Raw genomic sequence first — 19,789 nt, forward strand, 5'->3', positions numbered from 1 at the left:
TCGTGGGGAACGACCCCGCCCTGCACTTCACGTCGACCGGTGAGCGTCGTCCGCCGGTGAACTTCGCCGAGGTTCGCGCCGCGGCCGACCAGGCGGAGGCGGTCCAGCGGACCCGTGCCGCGCACACGGTCGCGGACAACGCCATCGACGTCGACGACTGCCGCGAGCTGCTGTCCATGCTCGGGCTCCACTCACGGGCCGCCGCCCGGGTGGGTCGCTCGCGCGCGTTGTGACGCCCGGCGACCCGCCGGGTGGTCAGACCCCGCCCGCGTCCGCGAGCGGGAACGTCCGAAGAGGACGGTCGGGCGGCGGCCACGCGCCGCCGCGCCACTCCATGCGCTCGGCCAGGGCCGCGCGGTCCAGCCGGCGCGGCACCGCCGCGGGCGTGTTCGCCCTGCGCGCCGCGGACCCCGCCACCAGGCGGGCGACCGCCTCCGGGTGCGGCACCGGGTCGTCGCCGCCGCGCGCCAGCACGACCGGCGGCTCACCCGGGTCGGTCTCCACCCGCACCGACCAGCCCTGCCGCTCGTCCCAGACGAGCATCAGGTCGTGGTCGGGGTGCTCGGGCACCCGGTGGCCCAGCGCGAGGTACGCGGTGAGCGTGTCGGTGACCTCGAACGTCGTGCCGTCCGCCGGGACGCCGACCGCGGTGGCCACCGCGGTCACGTAGTCCCGCAGGGCGCGGGTCAGCGCGTACGTGTGGTCCGGGTCGGGCTCCGGCGCGTCGGACTCCTGCGCCTCGTCCCCGTGGGTCCCGGCGTCCGGGGTCGACCCGGTGTCCGTGTCCGGCCCGGTCCGCGTCGCCGGTTCGGCCTCGGGGGCGGTGACCGGCGCGTCGGCCTCGTCACGCGGTGCGGGCACCACGCGCAGTCGCCGGACGGGTTCGGTGGGGAGTGGCCGCGTCCTCGTCGGCTGGGTCACGCGCTGTGGCCGGCCCTCGGTGTGCCGTGCGGGGCGTCGTCCGGCTCGCGGAAGAGATCGGTGTACGCGCGCTGCGCGTCGTCGCGGGGCCCGCTGCGGTGCTGGGTCGTGTGCGACTCGGGGTGGCTGAACAGCTCGTTCGCCGCTTCTGCGGTCATGGTTGCCGACTTTCTCCGCGCCGGGCGCGAGCTCCGGGCCGAGCCTGTGCTCGGGGCGTGGAGTGCGGGACGCGACAGGATGTTCGGGTGCGCGAAGGCGCGACCTCGATGTGACCAGTCTACCCCGTCGGGGCCCGGAAGGCGCGGCGACCGTGCCGGAACGCACCGGCGCGTCACGCGCGGTCGGCGAGCACGCGGCGCACGACCCGCCGGTGGTCCTCGCCGGTCTCGTCCCGCTCCAGGGCGCCCACCAGCGAGATCAACGCCTTCCACAGCGCCCAGCCGCGCCCGCGCGCCCACGTGCCCGGGTCCAGGCCGAGCGTGCGGCGGAACGCGTCCCGCGCGTCGCCGGACAGCGTCGTCCAGGCGATCACCACGTCGCAGGCCGGGTCGCCGACACCGGACGTGCCGAAGTCGATGACGGCGGCCAGCGCGCCGTCGCGGACCAGCAGGTTGCCGGGCGCGACATCGCCGTGGAACCAGGTCGGCCGGTCCCGCCAGACCGACGCGACGGCCTCCTCCCAGGTCGCGAGCACCTCGTCGCGGGGCACCTCCGCGCCCAGCGCCTCGACCGCCGCGTCCACCTCGTCCTCGTACACCGCGACCGGGCCGCCCCGGTAGAAGTTGTGCTCGCCCGGGGCGGGGCCGTCGGTCGCGTCGACCCGCCGCAGCGCCGCCAGGAACCGCGCCAGGTCGGTCGCGAACGCCGTCGCGTCGCCGGTGCCGGCCACCGCCGCAGGCCGCCCGTCCAACCACCGGTAGACCGACCACGGGTAGGGGTAGCCGTGCCCCGGCACGCCCTGCGCCACCGGTGTCGGCACGGGCAGCGGGAGGTGCGGCGCGAGCACCGGCAGCCACCGCTGCTCCTTGGCCACCTGGAGGGCGTACCAGTCGCCGCTGGGCAGGCGCACGGTCAGCTCGTCGCCGAGCCGGAACGTGCGGTTGTCCCACCCGTTCAGCTCGACCGGCCGCACCGGCAGGCCGGCCCACGCCGGGAACTGGCCGTCCACCAACCGCCGCGCCAGGTGCTCGTCGACCTCGACCGCACCCGCGTACCCCGCGTACTTCACCCCGTGTGCCCCGATCGCGCGCGTGTCATCGACACAGCATCGACGTGCCGCCGCCGGGGGCGCACCCGATTTTCGCGGGCGCGCCCCCGGCGGCGGTGGTCGTGCCGTCCCCTCACTCGCGGCAGTTCTTGCCCCGGTTCAGGCACCAGACCAGGCGGTTCATGATCCGCTGGCTCATGACGTTCGCGAAGTCGTCGTGGTCGCTGAACGGGTTGTGGGCCTCCTGCGGGAACGAGTCGACCGCGTACTGGCCGTTGACCTGCACGTCCCTCGGGATGTCGTAGGTCAGCGAGATCCGCAGCTGCGGGATCGCCTTGAACCCGCGCGGGCACCTGCCGGTCGCCGGGTCGGCGTAGGCGACGTGGTCGCGGTGGTTGGCGCTGTCCGTGTTCTTGCCGTCCCAGCAGCCGGCGAAGTCGTGCAGGCGCTTGACCTTCGAGCCCTCCGGGCAGACCACGTAGGTCTGGAGCTGCACCTTGTCCTCGAAGCCGGTGCACGTCCACGAGGCGCGGGCGTTCTTCGGGCCGTTGGTCGACACCTTGGCGTCGCCGTAGAGGACGCGGAGGAACTTCGGCATCGCGCGGACCTTGCCGACCGGGCTGCCGCGGAAGGTCAGCTCGACCTTCTCCGGGCGCTGGATCTCGCCCAGGTTGCCGGGCAGCTCGTTGGCGTGGTCGACGTGGGCACCCGCCTGGGCGTCCGCCGGGTCCTCCTTCTCGCTGTTCTCCGAGCCGTCGCCGATGGGGGAGGGCTGGTCCGGCTGCTTGATGGCGCACGGCGCGAGCGCGCCGAAGTCCACCGGCTGCGCGCCGGGTCGGGCGACCGCCTGCGTGAGCTCGTCCAGCGCCTGCTTGCGCTGCTCGGTCAGCGGCCCCAGCACCTCCTGGTCGACGGCGGTCGAGCCGGGCAGCCGCTTCTCGGCCTCCTCGGTGACCTGCTCGACCTCGGCGAGCGCCTCGTCGATCCTGGGCTGCGCCTCCTCGGGCACCTCCTCGTCGATCTTGCTGGCCACGTCGGGGCACTGCACGCGCGGCTCTTCCTTGATCTGCTCGTCCGCGGCCTTCTGCTGCTCCTGCTGGGCCTGGGCCTGCGGGTCGACCGGGTTCTCGACCTCGGCCTCGCCCTTGTCGATGCGGACCACCGGCCAGAAGTACGTGGACTTGTCGCCGTTGCGGCACGTGGTGCCCGCCGCGACCAGGCTCTGGTTGGTCGACTCGGCGTTGGTCGACAGGTTGCCGACGTAGTCGTGCAGGTGCTGCGCGCCGTGCGCGACCCCGGGCTGCGCGATGAAGTTGTCGCTGTTGAAGTGCCCGTTCTCGTTGCGGCCGCAGTTCACCGTGAACGTGCCCCGGGACGCGCCGCGCTGCTTGTTCACCGCCTTCACGTTGGGCTGCACCGTGGTGATGTCGACGAACTTGGACTTGTCCACCGCGTCGGCGGACGCCGCGTCGTCACCACCCGTGGCCGTGATCACGACCACGGCTCCGGCGGAGACCACGAGGGCCGCGCCCAGCGTGGCGATCTTCGTCCTGCGGGAGATGCGGTGTCTCCCACCGGTCATCGTCATGTGATCTCACCTCAGTCGTCCGGCGGTGGGGACGCCATCGGCAGGCCGTCCCACGGTGGCATACGGACAGTGGTGGTGCCGCCGCTCAACCGAGTTCACGTCGTTATGCTTCCGTTATCTTCGCGGCCTGGCGAACGAGATGTCCGCGAGATAGGGGTTGCGAACGGCGTGGGCGTCCCGTACCCGGGCGCACGCCCGCCCGCCGCCGAGCGCTTCCGGGGGCGTTCGAAAAGATGTTGCGACAATGCGGGGCTGAATACCGCAGATATGCGGGCCCGGGGCCGTTCCCGGGTTCTCCGAGTAGCGTTTCCCGGTTCTCCGGGGTGACGCGGTACCCCTTTCCGGATATTTCCCGGGCAACTCCTGTACCCGCTTCCCGGTCGGCGGTATACAGCGGGCATGAACGACCTCGTCCGCTGCCAGGCGGAGCTGCGCGAAGTGCTCGACCGGCTGTCGGTGTGGCTCGCGGACACGGCGTCCCTCGACGACCCCGCCCCCGACCCCGGCGCCGCCGACGACCTCGCGGCCGACGTCGAGCTCGTCGCGACGCTGCGCACCCGCGCCGCGTCCAGCCTGATCAACCTGGCGCTGGTGGGGCACTTCTCGTCGGGCAAGAGCTTCCTGCTCAGCGGGCTCCAGCAGCGGCTGGACTACACGCCGGTCGTCAACGACCTCGGCGACACCGCCGACAAGTACACGGGCCTGCTGCCGTCGGCCTCGGAGCCGACCTCCGCGTGCCCGGCGACGGTCATCCCGGTCGACCGCCCGAGCCTGGCCGAACGGGGCGTCCTGCGCGTCCGGTTCACCGATTCCGACGCGTGGGAGGAGATCGGCAGCGAACCCATCCCCGCCGTCGTCGCGGCGTACTGCACCGAGGACCCGGAACTGATCGTGGAGGGCCGCAAGCGGCAGCACCAGCACCGGACCGTCGCGGAGGTGGAGATCCTGGTGCACGACGTGCCGCTGCCCGCGAAGCTCTACGACCTGCCCGGCGCGTTCTCGCCGAACCCGGTGCACGACGAGATCCTGCGCGCGGCCATCGTGGAGGCCGACTGCTTCCTCTACGTGAGCCAGGCGACCACCACCCTGTCGAACGCCGAGCTCGGTTTGATCAAATCGCTCTACGACCAGCACACCTATTCCGGCAAGAAGGTGATCTGGGTGCTCACCGGTATCGACCGCGCCGGGGACCTCGGCCGCGGCGACCGCCCGAAGTGGGAGCACACCGCGAAGCACGACGACGAATACCTCCGGGAGAACTTCCGGCGCTCGACCGGGGAACCCGACGAGCGGTTCATCGGTCGCGGGTTCATCGGGGTGTCGCCCGCCCTCCAGGCGCGGGGGGAGTGGCAGATCCGCAACGGCGAACACGCCAGGGGGAACCGGCTGATCGCCGCGAGCCGGATGAACGAACTGCGCCGGCTGATCGGCGAGGTGGTCGAGGGCACCACCGGCGCCACGCACCTCGCGCAGGTCGCGGGCGAGGCCCTGGGCGTGGTCGCACCGCACTTCCGCGCGGTGGGCGACCGGCTCCAGACGGCCCGCACGCCCCTGGCGAAGCTCCAGGCGCGCAAGGACGAGCTGGTGCCCCGGCTCCAGGCGCTCGACCTGGCGATCGACTCGATCCGGGAGCAGCTGGGCAAGCAGCTCGCCTCCCGCGCCCGCGCGGTGAAGCCCGCCTTCGCGGGCCTGGCCCCCAGCCTGCACGAGGCGCTGGACCACGTCATCCGCTCGACCGACCTGATGAACACCAAGGAGGCCAACCGGGTCGAGGTGCTCAAGACCCAGGCGATCCAGGACTGGGTCGTGCGCCCCGGCGGACCGGTGGACGCGTGGAACCGCGAGATGTCGGCCTTCATCGACCGGACGCGGCTCGCGGTGAGGACCGGGCTGCGGGACAGCTACGCCTCGGGGCAGTTCGACCTGACCCAGGAGAAGATCGACCTCAACCGCCTCGACATCCCGTCCTCGCCGCGGTACCGGGCCGGCGCCCAGGACGTCGTCGGCAGGGCCGCGGCCGTCGTCGGCACGGTCACGCCGGTCGGCGCGGGCGTGGCGGCGGCCCTCGGCATCGTCACCGGGCCGCTGCTGCTGATCCCCGCCGGGGTCGCGGTCGGCGCCGGCCTGCTGTACGCGGCACTGCGCCACCGCCGCTACCGGTCCAGCTCGATGGACCTGCTGCACAACGAGTGGATCGCCGAGCTGGACGGCTCGGCCACCCGGTACGAGGACTCGTTCCTGGCGGTCGTGGACATCACCGGGACCGCGGTCATCGACCGCGCCGAGGCCATCCTGCGCGAGCGCAGCAACGAGTTGGCGAACGAGATCGTGCGCATCGAGCGGTCCATCGACGACCCGGAGAACCTGCACCGCAAGGACGTGGTCGAGGTCCTCGAACCGCACGTCGCGCGCGGGAGCGCGATCATGACGACGCTGGACCGCCTGAGCGGCCTCGGCAGGTGACCGGGCGGCGGAGCGGCTCCTGCCCGGAGGCCGCTCCGCCGGTCTCGCGCCCCGGTCAGGAGTGGGGGCAGGTGTCGCGGTACTCCTCGATCAGGGTGCTGCGGCCCGGGGCCGGGCACAGGAACTGCTCGTAGCGGGTGTCGTCGTCGACGAACCGCTTGAGCCACGAGACGCTGTACTTCGCCACGGTCGTGTTCGACGACGTCGGGGCCGAGTGGCTCGCGCCGTTCAGCTCCAGGTACGCCTTGTCCGGGGCGCTCGTGAGGCTGGTGTAGAACGGCTCGGAGTGCGACGACACCGGTGCCACGGTGTCGCTCTCCGCGCCGATGACCATGGTCGGCACGCGGACCGCGGACCAGGACTTCGTGCCGTGCCACGGGGCCAGCGGGATCGCCGCCTGCAACGTCGGCCGGGTGCGGCTCGCGGCCAGGGAACCACCGCCGCCCATCGAGTGCCCCATGACCGACAGCCGGGTGGCGTCGACCCTCGTGCGGACCGAGCTGGTCCGGGTCAGGTAGTCCAGCGCCGCCAGCAGCTGGGTGCCGCGGCTGTCCGGCTGGTCGAGCGTGGAGAGGGTGTCGATGGTGATCACCACGAAGCCCTGGGACGCCAGGCGCGGGCCGAGCCACGACACGCTCGACTGGGACGCGGTGAAGCCGGGGGAGATGGCCACCGCGCCGAACGTGCCCTCGGCGGTGCTCGTCGGGTAGTAGATCGTGCCGCCGCCGAACCCGGTCGCGGAGGACCGGGCGACGGTGGTGGTCGCCGTGGCGAACGGGCCCCGTGACGCCTCGATGCTCGCCGTGGTGGGCGCCGGGCCCCGCTCGTAGGGGTTGGCGGCGGCTTGGGCGGGGGCCTGGAGACCGGTCAGCACCAGGGCCATCGCCGGGATCGCGTAGATCACGCTGCGGAGTCGCACTGTGTGGAACACCTCGCTCGTGCAGGGATGCAGGGGGCTTGCGCAGGGGGTCTTGCACAGGGGGGGTCTTGCACGGGTCTTGCGGCGGCGGGGCGGGGCGCTTACGACCCTCGGGCACCCGGGCGGGCGCACGCATCGGCACACCTGCCAGTCCCCGGACCCCGGGACCGCAACACCGGCGTGCCGGCTATCGGTGCATCCACCGCGCGCACACCGTTCGGTCGGCCCCTACCGCCGCCGCGCGGCATCTGGCAGAAAGGGAGGATGCTGCGCGGACGGGACCGGCAGCGCGTCGCCGTGGACGCGGTGCTCGACCACGCCCGGGCGGGCCGCGGCGGCGTGCTCGTGCTGCACGGCGAGGCGGGGTCGGGCCGGACGTCGCTGCTGCGCGCGGCGCGGCGGGCGGCCACCGACTTCACCCCCGACTCGCGGCGCACGCTGCTCTGCGTGGACGACGCGCACCGCCTCGACCTGGGCTGGCTGCTGGAGGTGCTGCCCGAGCTGGAGGACGAGCCGGTCGCGGTGCTCGTCGCCGCCGACCGGCCGCTGCCCGGCCTGCCCGGCGTCGAGGTCGACCCGCTGGACCACGCCACGAGCGTCCGCGTGCTGCGCGACCTGCTGCCCGGCCTGCCCGGCGAGCTGGCCGACGACGTGGCCCGCGCGTCGGGCGGCAACCCGCTGGCGCTGGTCGAGCTGGCCCGGTCGCTGACCAGCGCCCAGCTCGGGGGCGCCGAGCCGCCACCGGACGTGCTGCCGCCGGGCAGCACCTCCCGCGCCCGGCTGCGCGCCCGCCTCGACGCCCTGTCCCCGGACGCGCGGCGCGCGCTGGGCCTGGCGCTGGTCGACGACGAGCTGGACGTGGAGACCCTCGTGCGGCTGCCCGACCTGCCCGTCGCGGCGGTGCAGGAGGCCGCGGGGCTGATGGACCCGCGACCGCTCGTGCGGTCGACGCTGGTCGCCGAACTGCCGCTGGCCGAGCGCTACGCGGCGCACGCGACGCTCGCCGAGTCGCTGCCCGACGGGCCGCGCCGGACGTGGCACCGGGCGGTGCTCGTGCCCGGCCCCCGGGACGAGCAGGCCGACGTGCTGGCCGAGGCCGCGGCGCGGGCGCGCTGCCGGGGCGACTTCGCCGCCGCCGCCCGCGACCACCAGCGCGCCGCCACCCTGACCACCGCGCCGGACGTCCGCGCGCGCCGCCTGCTGTCCGCCGCCGCCGACCACTGGCGGCGCGGCCTGCCGCACCGCTCCCGGGCGATCCTGCGGGAGGCGCTGCCGCTGTCCGACCACGCCGAGCCGCGGGCGCTGGCCGACCTGGTGCGCGGCGGGATCGAGGTCGGCAACGGGCTGCCCGACGTGGCCGCCCGACGGCTGCTGCTCGCCGCCGGGGAGCTCGTCGGCGCGAACCGGGGCCTCGCCGTCACCGCCCTGGGGTTCGCGGGCGAGGCCGCGGCCATCGCGGGCGACCACGCGCTGCACGCCGAGATCGCCGACCTGGCCGCCGCGTGGCGCACCGCCGACGAGCCGGCGGAGTCCAGGCTCACGCTCGACCACCTGGTCGGCACCGCCGCCAGCTACGCCGGGCGGCACGACGAGGCGCTGCCCGCGCTGCGCTCGGTCGTGGAGCTGGCCGAGCGCCTGACCGACGCCAAGTCGAAGATCTGGGGCGGGCACGCGGCCTACGTGCTCGGCGACGCGGCCCGCGCCCACGCCCTCGCCGACCGGGGCGTCACGGCGGCCCGCGAGAGCGGCCTGACGACCCTCGTGCCGTGGGCGCTGACCTACCGCGCGCTGGCCGCGCTCATGGTGGACCAGCACGAGCTGGCGCTGACCGCCGCGTTCGAGGGCGTGCACGCCGCGACCGCCGCCGGGCAGCACAACGCGGTCGCCGACCACCTGATGGTGCTGGCCCTGCTCGCCGCCCTGCGCGGTGACGCCGACACCGCCCTGCACCGCATCGACGCCGCCGCCGACCAGGTCCGGCAGCGCGGCCTCGGCCGGTCCGGCACCGTCGGCGCGTGGGCGTCCACGTGCGTCGACCTGACCCGCGACCGCCCGGCGGACGCGCTGCGCCGGCTGCGGACGGCGTCCGTGCGGGGCGTGCACGCGGGCATCCGCGCCCTGGCCGCGCCGGACATCGTGGAGGCCGCCGTCCGCAGTGGACACCCCGACACGGCCGACCGCGCCCTGCACCGCTACGAGAAGTGGGCCCGCAGCACGGGGACCGCGGCCCGCGTGGCGATGTCCCACCGCTGCCGCGCGCTGATCTCCGACGGCCCCGGCGCCGACGAGCACTTCACCGAGGCCATCCGGCTGCACCAGCTCGGCGGCACCCCGCTGGAGCTGGCCAAGACGGAGCTGTTCTACGCCAACCGCCTGCGCCGCAACCGCAAACCCCGCCAGGCGCGCGAACTGCTGCACGACGCCGTTCAGCACTTCGAGCGCTACGAGGCGGACCACTGGGCCGACCGGGCGCGGGCCGAGCTGCGCGCCACCGGCGAGCCGGCCGACGGGCCCGGCGGCGCGCGGAGCGCCGACCTGACCCCGCAGCAGCGCCAGATAGCGCACCTCGTGGCGGAGGGCGCCACCAACCGCGAGGTCGCCGAACGCCTGTTCCTCAGCAGGCGCACCGTGGAGCACCACCTGCGCAACATCTTCACCCGCCTGGACATCCGGTCGCGGGTGGAGCTGGTCAAGTTCCTCGACTGACGCCGGCCGGGGGCGGCTGAACCGGGGTGGTCGTCGTGGTGGTCCCGGTGCCGGAGGTCCCGCCGGTGGTGGTCCCGCCGGTCGTGGTCCCGCCGGTGGTGGTCCCGCCGGTCGTGGTCCCGCGCGCGGGGGTCGTGGTCGTCGGCTCGGGCAACTGGGTCACGGTGGGCGTGGGCACCGGGTTCGCGGTCGAGGTGACCAGCGGCTGCGGCTCGTCCTGCGCGGTCACCCCGCACCCCGCCAGCACGGCGGCGAGCACCGCGCACAGCGCCACCGGCCTCACCGCTCCGCCTCCGGGATCTCCACCACGAACCGCGCTCCGCCGCCGGGCCGCTCGACCACGTGCACGGTGCCGCCGTGCCGCTGCACGTGCTGCGCCACCAGCGCCAACCCGAGGCCGCTGCCGGTGTCCGCCCCGCGCGACCCCGCCCGCGTGCCCCGGTCGAACCGCTCGAAGATCCGCGTCCGCGCGTCCGGCGCCACGCCCGGCCCCGCGTCGTCCACCTCCAGCACCGCCCGCCCGCCGCGCCGCAGCACGGCCACCCGCACCGCGCCGCCCGCGTGCCGCTCCGCGTTGTCCACCAGGTTGCTCACCACCCGGTCCAGCCGGCGGCGGTCGCCCAGCACGTGCGGCCCGGGCGAGGTCACCTCCAGCGGCACCGGCCCGCCCGGCCGGGCCGCCAGCACGTTCACCACCAGCGTCGCCAGGTCGATCGCCTCCAGCGTCGGGTCGTCCTCCTGGTCGGCCCGCGAGATCTCCAGCAGGTCCACCACCATCCGCGCGAACCGGTCCACCTCGGACGTCAGCAGGTCCACCGCGCGGCCCGCCGTGCCCGGGATCTCCGCGCGCCTGCGGCGCAGCACCTCCGACGCGTTCACCATCGTCGTCAACGGCGAGCGCAGCTCGTGGCTGACGTCGCCCGCGAACCGCGCGTCCCGCAGCACCCGCCGCTCCAGCGCGTCCGCGGTCGAGTTGAACGTCACCGCCAGCGGCATCAGGTCCGGGTCCGCCTGCTCCGGCAGCCGCGCCTTGAGGTCGCCGCCCGCGATCCGCGACGCGGCGTCCGTCAGCTGGGTCAGCGGCCGCAGCGCCCGCCGACCCGCCCACGACCCGAGCCCCACGCCCAGCAGGCCGCTGGCCACCGTCGCCGCCACGAGCACCGCGCTGAGGAAGCGGAACGTGCGGTCGAGCTGCACCATCGGCGCCACCTCCACGTACACGCCCTCCGCGTGCGCGATCGGCAGCGTCACCGCGTACACCGGCATGTCCCCGACGACCAGCCGCTGCCCGGCGGGCACGCCCGCGCGGCCCAGGTCCAGCAGTTCGCGCGGCAGCTCCGCCGGGTCGACCTGCCTGCCACCGGTGAGCACCTGCCCCGGGCGGAACAGCAGGATCGTCGTGTCCGGCCCGGCGGTGAGGCCCTTGAGCAGCTCGTCCAGCCCGGCCGACCCGGCCCGCAGCGACTCGTCGACCAGCCGCACGTCCACCTCGGCCTGCCGCACCGCGCTCTGCTCGCGCTGCCGCAGCATGTACCCCGAGGCCAGGTTCCACACCACCAGCGCCAGCACGCTCGTCATCAGCAGCGACCCGACGCCCAGCACCACCGCGACCCGCCAGCGCAGCGAGAACCGGTGCGCCCGGCTCACGCCTCCACGTCCAAGCGGTACCCCGCCCCGCGCACGGTCACCACCAGCGCCGGTTCGTCGGGGTTGTGCTCGACCTTGCGCCGCAGCCGCCGGACGTGCACGTCGAGCAGCCGCGTGTCGCCGAAGTAGTCGTAGCCCCACACCCGCTGGAGCAGCTGCTCGCGGGTCACGATCCGGCCCGCGGCCGTGGCCAGCTCCACCAGCAGCCGGAACTCGGTGCGCGTCAGGTGCACCTCGACGCCCGCCCGGTGCACCGAGCCCACGTCCGGGCGCACCTCCAGGTCGCCCACCCGCAGCACCTCGTCCTGCCGCCCCGGCCCGCGCCGCCGCAGCAGGGCGCGGATGCGCGCGGCCAGCACGCTCGCCACCAGCGGTTTGGTCACGTAGTCGTCGGCGCCCGCCTCCAGGCCCGCGATCACGTCGGCGGCGTCCGCGCGCGCCGTCACCACGATGATCGGCAGGTCGCCGCGCGCCCGCAGCGTGCGGCACACCTCCAGGCCGTCCACGCCGGGCAGCACCAGGTCGAGCAGCACCACGTCCGGTTCGTCCTCGGCGAGCAGCGCGAGCGCGTCCTCGCCGGACACCGCCTCGCGCACCTCGAAGCCCTCGTCGCCGAGGGCGAGCCCCAGCGCCTGCCTGATGTGCTCGTCGTCCTCGACCAGCAGAACGGAGAAGTCCATGACGCCGCCGATCCTCCACCACCGGACCCCCGCGCGCAGCGATCGCAAGGTGATCGCAAGGTTCCGGGACGCCCTTTTCAGCCGGACCGGGGACGGCCGGCGTCGACAATCGGTGGGCCCCGGGGCCGCACCGGTGCCGCCGACCCGCGCCCGCACCGCCCACCGAGAAAGCCGACCCGACCCGCCGTGACCGCGATCCCCGCCCCGCAGGACCCCCGCGAACTGCTCCTGATCTGCGACGACTGCGGTCGAGCCCACCGCGACGAGGAGCCGGCCACGACCTGGGACGCGCTGTGGGTGCAGGCCCTCCGGGCGGGCTGGCGCGGCCGGGACCGGGCCATCGGGCCGCACCACTGCCGTCACTGCACCGGGTGATCACCGGAACCGCCGGCCACCCCCGCGCCGAACCCGTGGTGCCGGTCCGCCGGACGACGGGAGGTTCGAGGTGAACGGTCGCCCCAGGTGCGGTCGTCGGACGACGACGGGCGCGCCCTGTCAGGCCCTGGTGCGCTACTCCGCGCCGCTGGACGCCCACGCGCCCGCGTGCAAGGCGCACCTGACCGCGCGCGAGCTGGAGGCGCTGACCGCCGAACCGCTGTGGTCGGTGGAGGGGCAGGTGGGGTGGCTGCTGCGCACCGGGACCGCCGAACCGCTCGCCGCCACGGTCATCGCCCGCCGCCTGCGCCTCCAGACGCCACCCGTCGTGGCCGCCCTGCGGCGGCTGCGCGAGTGTGGCGAGGCCCGTGTGCTGCGCCGTGACGACCACGACGCGTGGGCGACGCCGGAGGTGGTGGTTCGGTGCCTCGCCGAGCTGGCCGCCGAGCGGGAGCGGGCCGAGGCCGCGCGCGCCGTGGCGGCCCGCCGCGCCGCCGCCGTCGACCAGGCCGTGGAGCAGCTCGCCCGCCACCTGCGCGAGGTGTGCGCGGGGCGGTCCGTGGACGTGCGGGTCGTGGGGGAGGAGTCCCCGACGCGCTCGCTCGTGCTGTCCGTGGAGGACCCGGCGGCGGCGCGGTGGCTGCTGGCCACCCTGGCGTCGGCAGACGGGGCGGCCCTGCGCCTGCCGTAGCCGGCCGATCGGCTTGCGGTGGGTGGCGCGGGACCGGTAGAGCTGGTGGGTGGTGATCAGGATTCGCGGGTGGGCGCTCCCGCACGGCGAGCACGTGGACCTCTACGCCGACGGCGACCGGTGGACGACCGACCCGGTGCCGGGCGTGGCGCCGGTGGCCGAGGGGTGGCTGGTGCCGGGGCTGGTCGACGCGCACACCCACCCCGGCGCGGAGGCGCCCGGCGAACCGCTCGACGACGACCTGCTGCGCGAGCACCTGCGGCAGCACGTGCGGGCCGGGGTGACGGCGATCCGCTCACCCGGTCTCGCGGGCGAGCCGCCGCCGTGGTTCGGCGTGGACCCGGACGTGCCGCGGGCCTGGCACGCCGGTCCGTGGCTGGTGCAGCACGGGCAGTTCTTCGACGGGTGGGGCCGGCGCGTCGACCACGCGGACCTGCCCGCGGTCGCCGCCGCGCAGGCCGCGCGCACCGGGTGGGCGAAGGTCGTGGCGGACTGGGGCGTCGACGACGACCCGGTGCCCGCCGACGTGATGGCGGCGGTGGTGGCGGCGGTGCACGCGGTGGGCGGGCGGCTCGCCGTGCACACCCAGCACGCGGCGGGCGGTGCGGCGGCGGTGGCCGCGGGCGTGGACTCCGTGGAGCACGGCCTGTGCCTGGACCCCGACCTGCTGCACGACATGGCGGCGCGGGGCACGGCGCTCACCCCGACCCTGTCGGCCTTCAACGACATCCTGACCACCGTCGTCGACAAGCCGGAGGGCCCGCGCAAGCGCTGGTTCGTCGACGGTGCGACCGCGCACGCCCCGCTCGTCGCCGCGGCCGCCGAGGCGGGCGTGCTCGTGCTGGCGGGGACCGACTCGGCGACGCACGGCCGCGTCGCCGACGAGGTGCTGGCCCTGGCCGCCGCGGGCGTGCGCCCCCACGCGGCCCTCGCCGCCGCGTCCTGGTCGGCCCGCGCCTACCTGGGCCTGCCGGGCCTGGAACCGGGCGCGCCCGCCGACGCCGCCGTCTACGCGCAGGACCCGCGCACCGACCTCCGCGCCCTGGCCCACCCCACCGCCGTGGTCCTCCGGGGCCGCCTCGTCCACCCCGGCTTACCTACCCGCGAGTGAAGAACTCAGGGGTCCTGAACGTTGGACTCACCCGTCCTGAGCGTTGGACTCACCGGTCTTGAGCGTTGGACTCGCGGGTCTTGAGCGTTGGACTCTCGGGGCTGGGTGGTGGGCTCAGGGGGCGGGGAGGAGGGTGTTGGGCGGGCGCTCGGCCCAGTCGGGCACCTCGGCCACCAGGTCGTCCGGTGCGGACAGCCGCCACGCCTCGAAGACCAGTTCGGACAGTTCGTCCAGCTCGACGCCGTCCAGGCGCACCACGACCCAGCCGAACCCGCCCGAGGTGAACTGCTCCTCGAACACGTCGGGCCGCTCGGCCACCAGCGCCCGCTGCTCGGACAGCGTCTGCTTGAGACCGACGGTCCGCGTGCGCGGCCAGTAGTAGCCGAACCGCTTGCCGCGCACGGAGAACGACGTGTACTGGTCGCCGACCGACCGCTCCACGTCGACGAGCGCGTCCACGACCTCGAAGAACTCCCCATCACGCACAGACACCGCAGCCCCCGGTCAGTTCCAGGCCCAGGAGTATAGGGCGGTGCACGGCGGGCTAGGTTGATCGCCTCCCACTCGCGGAAGTACCGCCGTTCGGATGTATCCAGAGCACGATCGGCGTATCCGGACAGTCGTGTGAACCGTTCCGGGTCACCGTACGTGTGGGAGGCATACACCGATGAACGTCGCGAAGGGGTCGGCCCGGGCATGAGCAGCGCAGAGCACAACGGTGCGGAGCGGACGAAGCTGATCAGGATGCCTCAGCGCGTCGAACGGCAGCAGGGCCGAACCCCGATCCAGGCCCCGGCGCCGGTCCAGGCCGCGGTCCCGGCCGCGCCGGCCGCCGACTGGGCGACCGGCCTGTTCAAGAAGCTCGACCCGCTGCCCAGCGGGCGCGAGCCGCTCCGGGTGGACGTGGTGGGCGGCGGCCCGGTCGGGCTGTCCTTCGCCTGCACGCTGCGGGCGATGATGGGCGACCAGGTCGTGATCCGCATCCACGACCGGCGGTGGAAGCGCCAGGGCAACAAGGTCGTGTGGCTGGGCCAGGCCGAGGGCAACTTCCGGCGCGAGCAGGTCGTGACGCTCCAGAGCAACGTGTGGTCGACCCTGCCGCACCAGGTGCGGAAGCGCCTGTTCGTGGACGGCCGGTTCGCCGAGATGTGGCCGCTGGGCCCGGACTCGCCGGAGGGCAAGGGCCGGCCGCGCAACATCAAGATCCGCTGGGTCGAGGACGCCCTGCTGGAGATGGCGCAGGACCTGTACGGCATCGAGCTGGTGCCGGGCCGCTACGAGGTGCCCAAGACGTTCGGCGACACGCACATCCTGGTCGTCGCGGACGGCGCGAACTCGCCCACCCGCGCCGCGCTCAAGGACCACTTCGGCACGCCGGACCGCAACTTCTACTCGGTCGACGGCGAGCAGCTGGTGGAGACGGTGCTGGGCATCCGGGTGAAGGGCAACTTCCCCGACGAGCACACCGTGCCGCTGACCGTGGGGCAGAACCGGTACCTGTTCAACTCGCTCGGCGGCGGGTTCATCAACATGCGGCTGACCGCCGAGGAAGCCTCGGAGATCGTCGCGATCGGCGAGAACGCGCCGGTGGACTGCATCCGCACGTACCGCTGCATGATGCTGCCGCGCGGGGACCGGTTCGTGTGCGACCGGCACCGGGCGATCTTCAAGCCCTCGGTGGACCGCCTGTCGTTCCTGTGGCCGCGCATCCTCGACGGCGCGCGCCTGTTCGGGGCCGCGCCGCGCGACATCCTGGGCATCACCATGTTCAACCTGTCCATGACGCAGAACGCCCGCTTCACCGCGCAGCTCGGTCCGGGGACGTTCGGGTTCCTGATCGGCGACGCGGCCAACTCGCTGCACTTCTGGCCCGGTCGCGGCCTGAACACCGGGGTGAAGAGCGCGTTGTCGCTGGCGGGCACGCTGCGTTCGAAATGGCAGGGCCGCCAGTTCCGGTCGTCGGACTTCTCCGCGCACGAGGGCCTGATGCAGCAGCTCCAGTACCGGGAGAAGTCGCGGGCGTGGACCACGATGGTCATGCCCGACGACGACGGGATGCCGAGGCTGATCGAGGACCGGCTGCGCGACGGCCTGGAGGGCCCCTTCGACCGGGCCGCGCTGACCGAGGTGCTGTTCGGGCGCGTCAAGGACATCAAGGCGCGGCTGACCGGCCGGATGGGGTCGATGCCCGCCGACGAGTGGTACCTGGAGCGGATCAACGGCCTGCACGTCAAGACGCTCAAGCAGCTCGTCGAGTCCGGCCCGTGGATCACCCGCGAGATCGGCGGCGACGAGGTGTCGGTCGACGTGGACGTCGACTACGCGGACTCCGACCTGCTGCCGGTCACGCCCGAGCCCGCGCCGGTCCTGGCGCCACCGGTGGTGCTCACCGCGCAGCCGCTGGTCGAGCAGGTCGACCCGGACCTGACGGTGATGAGGTCGATGCGCGACGTGCTGCCGCCGGCCCGCCCGGTCGGACCCACCACCGCGCCCCGCTGACCGCGCTCCGCTGACCGGGCCCCGCCGAACCGGGCCGGTGGGGACGTGCCCGCGTCCCCACCGGTAACGGCGCGGCCCCGTCGGTCGACGTCCCCGGTGAGCGGTCGACTGGGGGAGGCCCGGAGGTGAAAGCGCTTCTGCTGCGGTTCTACCGGTTCACCGGGGTCCGGGGGCTGCTGGTGCTGGGTGCCGGACTGGTGGTGGGCGCCGCGCTCCTGTCGCTCGACGGCTGGGAGGCCGTCGCCCGCAGCGGCGCGGTGCTCGGCATGGCGCTCTCCGGCCTGGTCATGATCGTCGTCGGCGCCACCCGGTACACCCGGTCGTCGGCGACCCCGCGGCACGAGGAGTACCTGCCCGACCTGCTGGGCTCCGGCCGGGACTTCTGCCTCGTGCTGCGGCCCTTCGGGCGGGACGGCCAGGTCGTGCTGCCCAGGGCGATGGGCCGCAAGCAGCGCGTCGGCGGTCAGCCGTTCACCCGCAACGCGACCGTCGAGCAGGTCGTCACCGCCGCCGCCCGGTCCGCGCTCGACCTGCCGACCTGCGGCATCGTCGACCAGCGCACCGCGTTCGCCCCGCCCGGCCCGGTCCTGGTGCGCGTCGGGGACGAGGAGTGGCAGACCGTGGCGCTGCGGCTGATCCGCAACGCCCGCGTCATCGTGCTCGTGCTGCCCCCGGACCGGGACTTCGGCGAGGGCTTCGCCTGGGAGGTGCGCCAGATCGCCCGCCGCCACCTCCAGTCGCGGGTCGTCATCGTCCTGCCGCCGCCCGACCAGGACGAGTACGCCCACCGCGCCGCCCTGGGCCGGGCCGCGGTCCTGCTGGCGGTGCTGGAGGGCACCGGCCTGGAGGAGGACGTCGCGCCCTTCCGCGTCCACGAGCACGAGCTGACCCTCCCGGCCACCACCATCGTGATCCGCTGCCGCGACGACATCGGCGACCACCGGGCGTGGGAGACGGTGGAACCGCCGCCCAGCCGCACCGCGATCGGCACGCGGCGCAGGTCGACGACCACCGACACCACCTACCTCGGCGCGCTGACCGAGGCGTTCCGCGAACTCGACCACGAGCGCTGACGGCCGAACCGGGGGCGCTGACAGCCGCACCACCGCCCCCACCACGACCACCGCGGACTCGTACAGCCCCATCACCTGTCCGCACCAGGCGCTCAGCCCTGACCTCCAGGCGGCGATCCGCGTCCTGGGTCGCCGCGACCCCACCTCGGACAACAGCGTCCGCATCGACCTGCGGCGCACCTGCCTGCGCACGGGTGAGTTCGTCGACGCCCGGCTGGCCAGGGCCACGTTCGAGCGGTCCGACCTGAGTCCCGCCAACTTCTCCGGCGCAGACCTCGCGGCGGCGTACTTCTACGGCGCGAACCTGGCCAATGCCGACCTCAGGCGAGCCGACCTGCGCGGCGCCGACCTCAGCGGGGCGGACCTGAGCGGGGCGGACCTGAGCGGGGCTGATCTCACCGAGGCCCTGCACGATGAGGGCACGAAAGTCGCGGGCACGACCGTCACCCCGGCGACCCACGGCGCATGGTGGTGACCGGGGCGGCACGTCGTTGGAGAAGCACGCCGGCTCCGGTACGGCGGGTGTGGGGGCGGCCCTCGTCGCCGTTCTGCTCGTGACAGGTGTCGGGCACCCCGGTCGTGGAGCACCGGAGCGGGTCGCCTCGATCGCCCGTGGGCGGGGACGGCGGTGGCCCGCGGTCCCGCCGAGGAGATCACCGCGGGAAGTCGCCGACGAACTCGCCGCGCGGACAGCGACCAGGCTGGGTGCCGAGGCGTTCCGGCGCTACTCGGAGAAACCCCGCCTGGAGTTGCGCTGGAGAGCTTCGCCGCCCGTCGGCGAGGAGAAGACCGGATCGGTCGACGATCTGGTCGGTCTGCACACCCGTGCCCCGTTCCGCAGCCTGGTCGTGCTGGGCGGCCCGGTTCCGACAAGACCGCGGTCTCCCACGGTTACGCCTCAGCCGCGGTGACCGGCTCCGCATCCGCGTCACCGAGATCCGCGACGTGCTCATCGGTCCCCTGCACGCCTACCTCGACCCCGAGGTCGAGACGTGCGTCCGACGCCGAGCCGACGAACTCGGCCTGTCCGAGGAGGAGGCACGCGCGACCGCCGAAGCCGCGGCCATCGCGGTTGCGCTCGAAGCCAGGCGGCGGGACCTGCCGCCGATCACCACCGCACCCATCGTCGTCGGAGCGACGGACGACGTCGCCCAGCTCGTCCGAATCGCGGACGCCTTCACCGGCTCGGAAGTCGTGAGCCACGCCGTCAAGGAGTTCCGGGAACAGCATGACCACGTCCGCTGAAGCCACGAGCAAGCCCCTGCGCCGACGCGTCGCGCGGCTCGCCACCGAGGTGCTCGCGCCCTGGGTGTGGGTGCTGGCGCTTCCCCTGCTGATCGCCTGGCACGCGACGGGGGACGTCCCGCGCACCCTGCTGTGGGGGCTCGTCGTCGGGATCACCGGCTCCGTCATCCCGATGGCGATCATCATCCGGGGCGCTCGACGCGGCCGGTGGGAGAGCCACCACGTGACCAACCGCGAGGGGCGGGTCGTCCCGTTCATCGCCTGCACCACGTCGCTCGGCGTCGGGATCGCCGCGCTCCTGCTCGGTGGTGCGCCGAAGGAGATGGTCGCGCTCTCGTTGGCGATGTTCGCCACCCTGGTGGTCAGCATCGCCATCACCTTCGCCCTGCCCGTGCGCGGCGCGCGGGGGTGGAAGATCTCGATGCACGCGGCCGTCGCCGCCGGGGCGGCGGTGATCCTCGCGGTCGCCTACGGGCCGTGGCTCGCCCTCGTCGGCCTCGCCGTGGTGCTGGTCGCGTGGTCCCGGGTCGAGCTGGGCGACCACACGACGCCGCAGGTCACCGCCGGCACCGTCGTCGGCCTGCTCGTGGGTGGCCTGCCGTACTGGTGGCTGGCGACCAGCCTCGTGTAACCGGTCGACACGAAGGCGGGGTGCCCCACCCGG

Annotated in this window: 20 protein-coding genes; 11 read left to right on the forward strand and 9 right to left on the reverse strand. The window is 74.3% G+C overall.

What is annotated here, in order from left to right; genetic code table 11:
* Window positions 1–2 precede the first annotated feature (2 nt).
* Window positions 3–233: a hypothetical protein gene (locus ACRAKJ_RS17750; RefSeq protein ID WP_438924340.1), complete on the forward strand. Its 231-nt coding sequence runs from the start codon at window positions 3–5 to the stop codon at window positions 231–233.
* A gap of 22 nt (window positions 234–255) precedes the next feature.
* On the opposite strand, the gene ACRAKJ_RS17755 is transcribed toward ACRAKJ_RS17750, so the two are convergent.
* The 4 genes from ACRAKJ_RS17755 to ACRAKJ_RS17770 all read right to left on the reverse strand — a co-directional run bounded on the left by ACRAKJ_RS17755 (window position 256) and on the right by ACRAKJ_RS17770 (window position 3,716).
* The gene (locus tag ACRAKJ_RS17755; protein WP_438924339.1) at window positions 256–861 is read right to left on the reverse strand and encodes a DUF6292 family protein; all 606 of its coding nucleotides are present in this window, start codon (window positions 859–861) and stop codon (window positions 256–258) included.
* A 56-nt stretch (window positions 862–917) separates the two neighbouring features.
* Window positions 918–1,079, reverse strand: a complete 162-nt coding sequence (locus ACRAKJ_RS17760; protein ID WP_438924338.1) for a hypothetical protein — start codon at window positions 1,077–1,079, stop codon at window positions 918–920.
* Between the two features lie 173 nt (window positions 1,080–1,252).
* Window positions 1,253–2,149, reverse strand: coding sequence for a phosphotransferase (locus ACRAKJ_RS17765; protein ID WP_438924337.1), 897 nt, complete (start codon window positions 2,147–2,149; stop codon window positions 1,253–1,255).
* A 112-nt stretch (window positions 2,150–2,261) separates the two neighbouring features.
* Window positions 2,262–3,716 (reverse strand): DUF1996 domain-containing protein, encoded by a 1,455-nt coding sequence (locus tag ACRAKJ_RS17770; RefSeq protein ID WP_438924336.1) that lies wholly within the window; start codon window positions 3,714–3,716, stop codon window positions 2,262–2,264.
* 399 nt (window positions 3,717–4,115) lie between these two features.
* Between ACRAKJ_RS17770 and ACRAKJ_RS17775 the strand changes: the two genes are divergently transcribed.
* Window positions 4,116–6,179, forward strand: a complete 2,064-nt coding sequence (locus ACRAKJ_RS17775; protein ID WP_438924335.1) for a dynamin family protein — start codon at window positions 4,116–4,118, stop codon at window positions 6,177–6,179.
* Window positions 6,180–6,234: 55 nt separating this feature from the next.
* Here the strand turns inward: ACRAKJ_RS17775 and ACRAKJ_RS17780 are convergent, their stop codons facing one another.
* The gene (locus ACRAKJ_RS17780; RefSeq protein ID WP_438924355.1) at window positions 6,235–7,062 is read right to left on the reverse strand and encodes a poly(ethylene terephthalate) hydrolase family protein; all 828 of its coding nucleotides are present in this window, start codon (window positions 7,060–7,062) and stop codon (window positions 6,235–6,237) included.
* Window positions 7,063–7,362: 300 nt separating this feature from the next.
* On the opposite strand from ACRAKJ_RS17780, the gene ACRAKJ_RS17785 reads away from it, so the two are divergent.
* Window positions 7,363–9,804 carry a LuxR C-terminal-related transcriptional regulator gene (locus tag ACRAKJ_RS17785; RefSeq protein ID WP_438924334.1) on the forward strand — a complete coding sequence of 814 codons (2,442 nt, stop codon included), beginning with the start codon at window positions 7,363–7,365 and terminating at the stop codon, window positions 9,802–9,804.
* Here the strand turns inward: ACRAKJ_RS17785 and ACRAKJ_RS17790 are convergent.
* Genes ACRAKJ_RS17790 through ACRAKJ_RS17800 form a run of 3 tightly spaced genes read right to left on the reverse strand, consistent with a single transcriptional unit; the run spans window position 9,788 to window position 12,131 of the window.
* Window positions 9,788–10,087: a hypothetical protein gene (locus tag ACRAKJ_RS17790; protein WP_438924333.1), complete on the reverse strand. Its 300-nt coding sequence runs from the start codon at window positions 10,085–10,087 to the stop codon at window positions 9,788–9,790. The genes ACRAKJ_RS17785 and ACRAKJ_RS17790 overlap by 17 nt on opposite strands.
* The gene (locus ACRAKJ_RS17795; RefSeq protein WP_438924332.1) at window positions 10,084–11,451 is read right to left on the reverse strand and encodes an ATP-binding protein; all 1,368 of its coding nucleotides are present in this window, start codon (window positions 11,449–11,451) and stop codon (window positions 10,084–10,086) included. Before ACRAKJ_RS17795 ends, ACRAKJ_RS17790 begins: the two co-directional genes overlap by 4 nt.
* Entirely contained in the window at window positions 11,448–12,131 is a 684-nt protein-coding gene (locus tag ACRAKJ_RS17800) for a response regulator (protein WP_438924331.1), read from the reverse strand. Before ACRAKJ_RS17800 ends, ACRAKJ_RS17795 begins: the two co-directional genes overlap by 4 nt.
* A 186-nt stretch (window positions 12,132–12,317) precedes the next feature.
* On the opposite strand from ACRAKJ_RS17800, the gene ACRAKJ_RS17805 reads away from it, so the two are divergent.
* From ACRAKJ_RS17805 to ACRAKJ_RS17815, 3 genes are all read left to right on the forward strand, one after another.
* Window positions 12,318–12,506: a hypothetical protein gene (locus ACRAKJ_RS17805; RefSeq protein ID WP_438924330.1), complete on the forward strand. Its 189-nt coding sequence runs from the start codon at window positions 12,318–12,320 to the stop codon at window positions 12,504–12,506.
* A gap of 70 nt (window positions 12,507–12,576) precedes the next feature.
* Entirely contained in the window at window positions 12,577–13,197 is a 621-nt protein-coding gene (locus ACRAKJ_RS17810; RefSeq protein ID WP_438924329.1) for a hypothetical protein, read from the forward strand.
* A 49-nt stretch (window positions 13,198–13,246) separates the two neighbouring features.
* Window positions 13,247–14,308, forward strand: coding sequence for an amidohydrolase family protein (locus tag ACRAKJ_RS17815; RefSeq protein WP_447009039.1), 1,062 nt, complete (start codon window positions 13,247–13,249; stop codon window positions 14,306–14,308).
* A gap of 114 nt (window positions 14,309–14,422) precedes the next feature.
* On the opposite strand, the gene ACRAKJ_RS17820 is transcribed toward ACRAKJ_RS17815, so the two are convergent.
* Entirely contained in the window at window positions 14,423–14,800 is a 378-nt protein-coding gene (locus tag ACRAKJ_RS17820; protein ID WP_438924327.1) for an MmcQ/YjbR family DNA-binding protein, read from the reverse strand.
* A 204-nt stretch (window positions 14,801–15,004) separates the two neighbouring features.
* Between ACRAKJ_RS17820 and ACRAKJ_RS17825 the strand changes: the two genes are divergently transcribed.
* From ACRAKJ_RS17825 to ACRAKJ_RS17845, 5 genes are all read left to right on the forward strand, one after another.
* Window positions 15,005–16,807 carry a hypothetical protein gene (locus tag ACRAKJ_RS17825; RefSeq protein WP_447009040.1) on the forward strand — a complete coding sequence of 601 codons (1,803 nt, stop codon included), beginning with the start codon at window positions 15,005–15,007 and terminating at the stop codon, window positions 16,805–16,807.
* 125 nt (window positions 16,808–16,932) lie between these two features.
* Window positions 16,933–17,880 (forward strand): hypothetical protein, encoded by a 948-nt coding sequence (locus ACRAKJ_RS17830; RefSeq protein WP_438927041.1) that lies wholly within the window; start codon window positions 16,933–16,935, stop codon window positions 17,878–17,880.
* Window positions 17,881–18,094: 214 nt separating this feature from the next.
* Complete coding sequence (locus tag ACRAKJ_RS17835) at window positions 18,095–18,355, forward strand: pentapeptide repeat-containing protein (RefSeq protein WP_438927044.1); 261 nt, start codon at window positions 18,095–18,097, stop codon at window positions 18,353–18,355.
* A gap of 350 nt (window positions 18,356–18,705) precedes the next feature.
* Window positions 18,706–19,125 (forward strand): DUF6545 domain-containing protein, encoded by a 420-nt coding sequence (locus tag ACRAKJ_RS17840; protein WP_438927042.1) that lies wholly within the window; start codon window positions 18,706–18,708, stop codon window positions 19,123–19,125.
* Window positions 19,109–19,756 carry a hypothetical protein gene (locus ACRAKJ_RS17845; RefSeq protein WP_438927043.1) on the forward strand — a complete coding sequence of 216 codons (648 nt, stop codon included), beginning with the start codon at window positions 19,109–19,111 and terminating at the stop codon, window positions 19,754–19,756. Before ACRAKJ_RS17840 ends, ACRAKJ_RS17845 begins: the two co-directional genes overlap by 17 nt.
* Window positions 19,757–19,789: the final 33 nt, after the last annotated feature.

It is taken from the genome of Saccharothrix sp. DSM 118769 (assembly GCF_052936295.1).

Bases quoted from the DNA above. Each gene is read 5' to 3' on its own strand.
- ACRAKJ_RS17800 (WP_438924331.1), bottom strand. From the start codon at position 12,131: ATGGACTTCTCCGTTCTGCTGGTCGAGGACGACGAGCACATCAGGCAG.
- ACRAKJ_RS17825 (WP_447009040.1), top strand. From the start codon at position 15,005: ATGAGCAGCGCAGAGCACAACGGTGCGGAGCGGACGAAGCTGATCAGG.
- ACRAKJ_RS17785 (WP_438924334.1), top strand. From the start codon at position 7,363: ATGCTGCGCGGACGGGACCGGCAGCGCGTCGCCGTGGACGCGGTGCTC.
- ACRAKJ_RS17770 (WP_438924336.1), bottom strand. From the start codon at position 3,716: ATGACGATGACCGGTGGGAGACACCGCATCTCCCGCAGGACGAAGATC.
- ACRAKJ_RS17780 (WP_438924355.1), bottom strand. From the start codon at position 7,062: ATGGCCCTGGTGCTGACCGGTCTCCAGGCCCCCGCCCAAGCCGCCGCC.
- ACRAKJ_RS17845 (WP_438927043.1), top strand. From the start codon at position 19,109: ATGACCACGTCCGCTGAAGCCACGAGCAAGCCCCTGCGCCGACGCGTC.
- ACRAKJ_RS17760 (WP_438924338.1), bottom strand. From the start codon at position 1,079: ATGACCGCAGAAGCGGCGAACGAGCTGTTCAGCCACCCCGAGTCGCAC.
- ACRAKJ_RS17775 (WP_438924335.1), top strand. From the start codon at position 4,116: ATGAACGACCTCGTCCGCTGCCAGGCGGAGCTGCGCGAAGTGCTCGAC.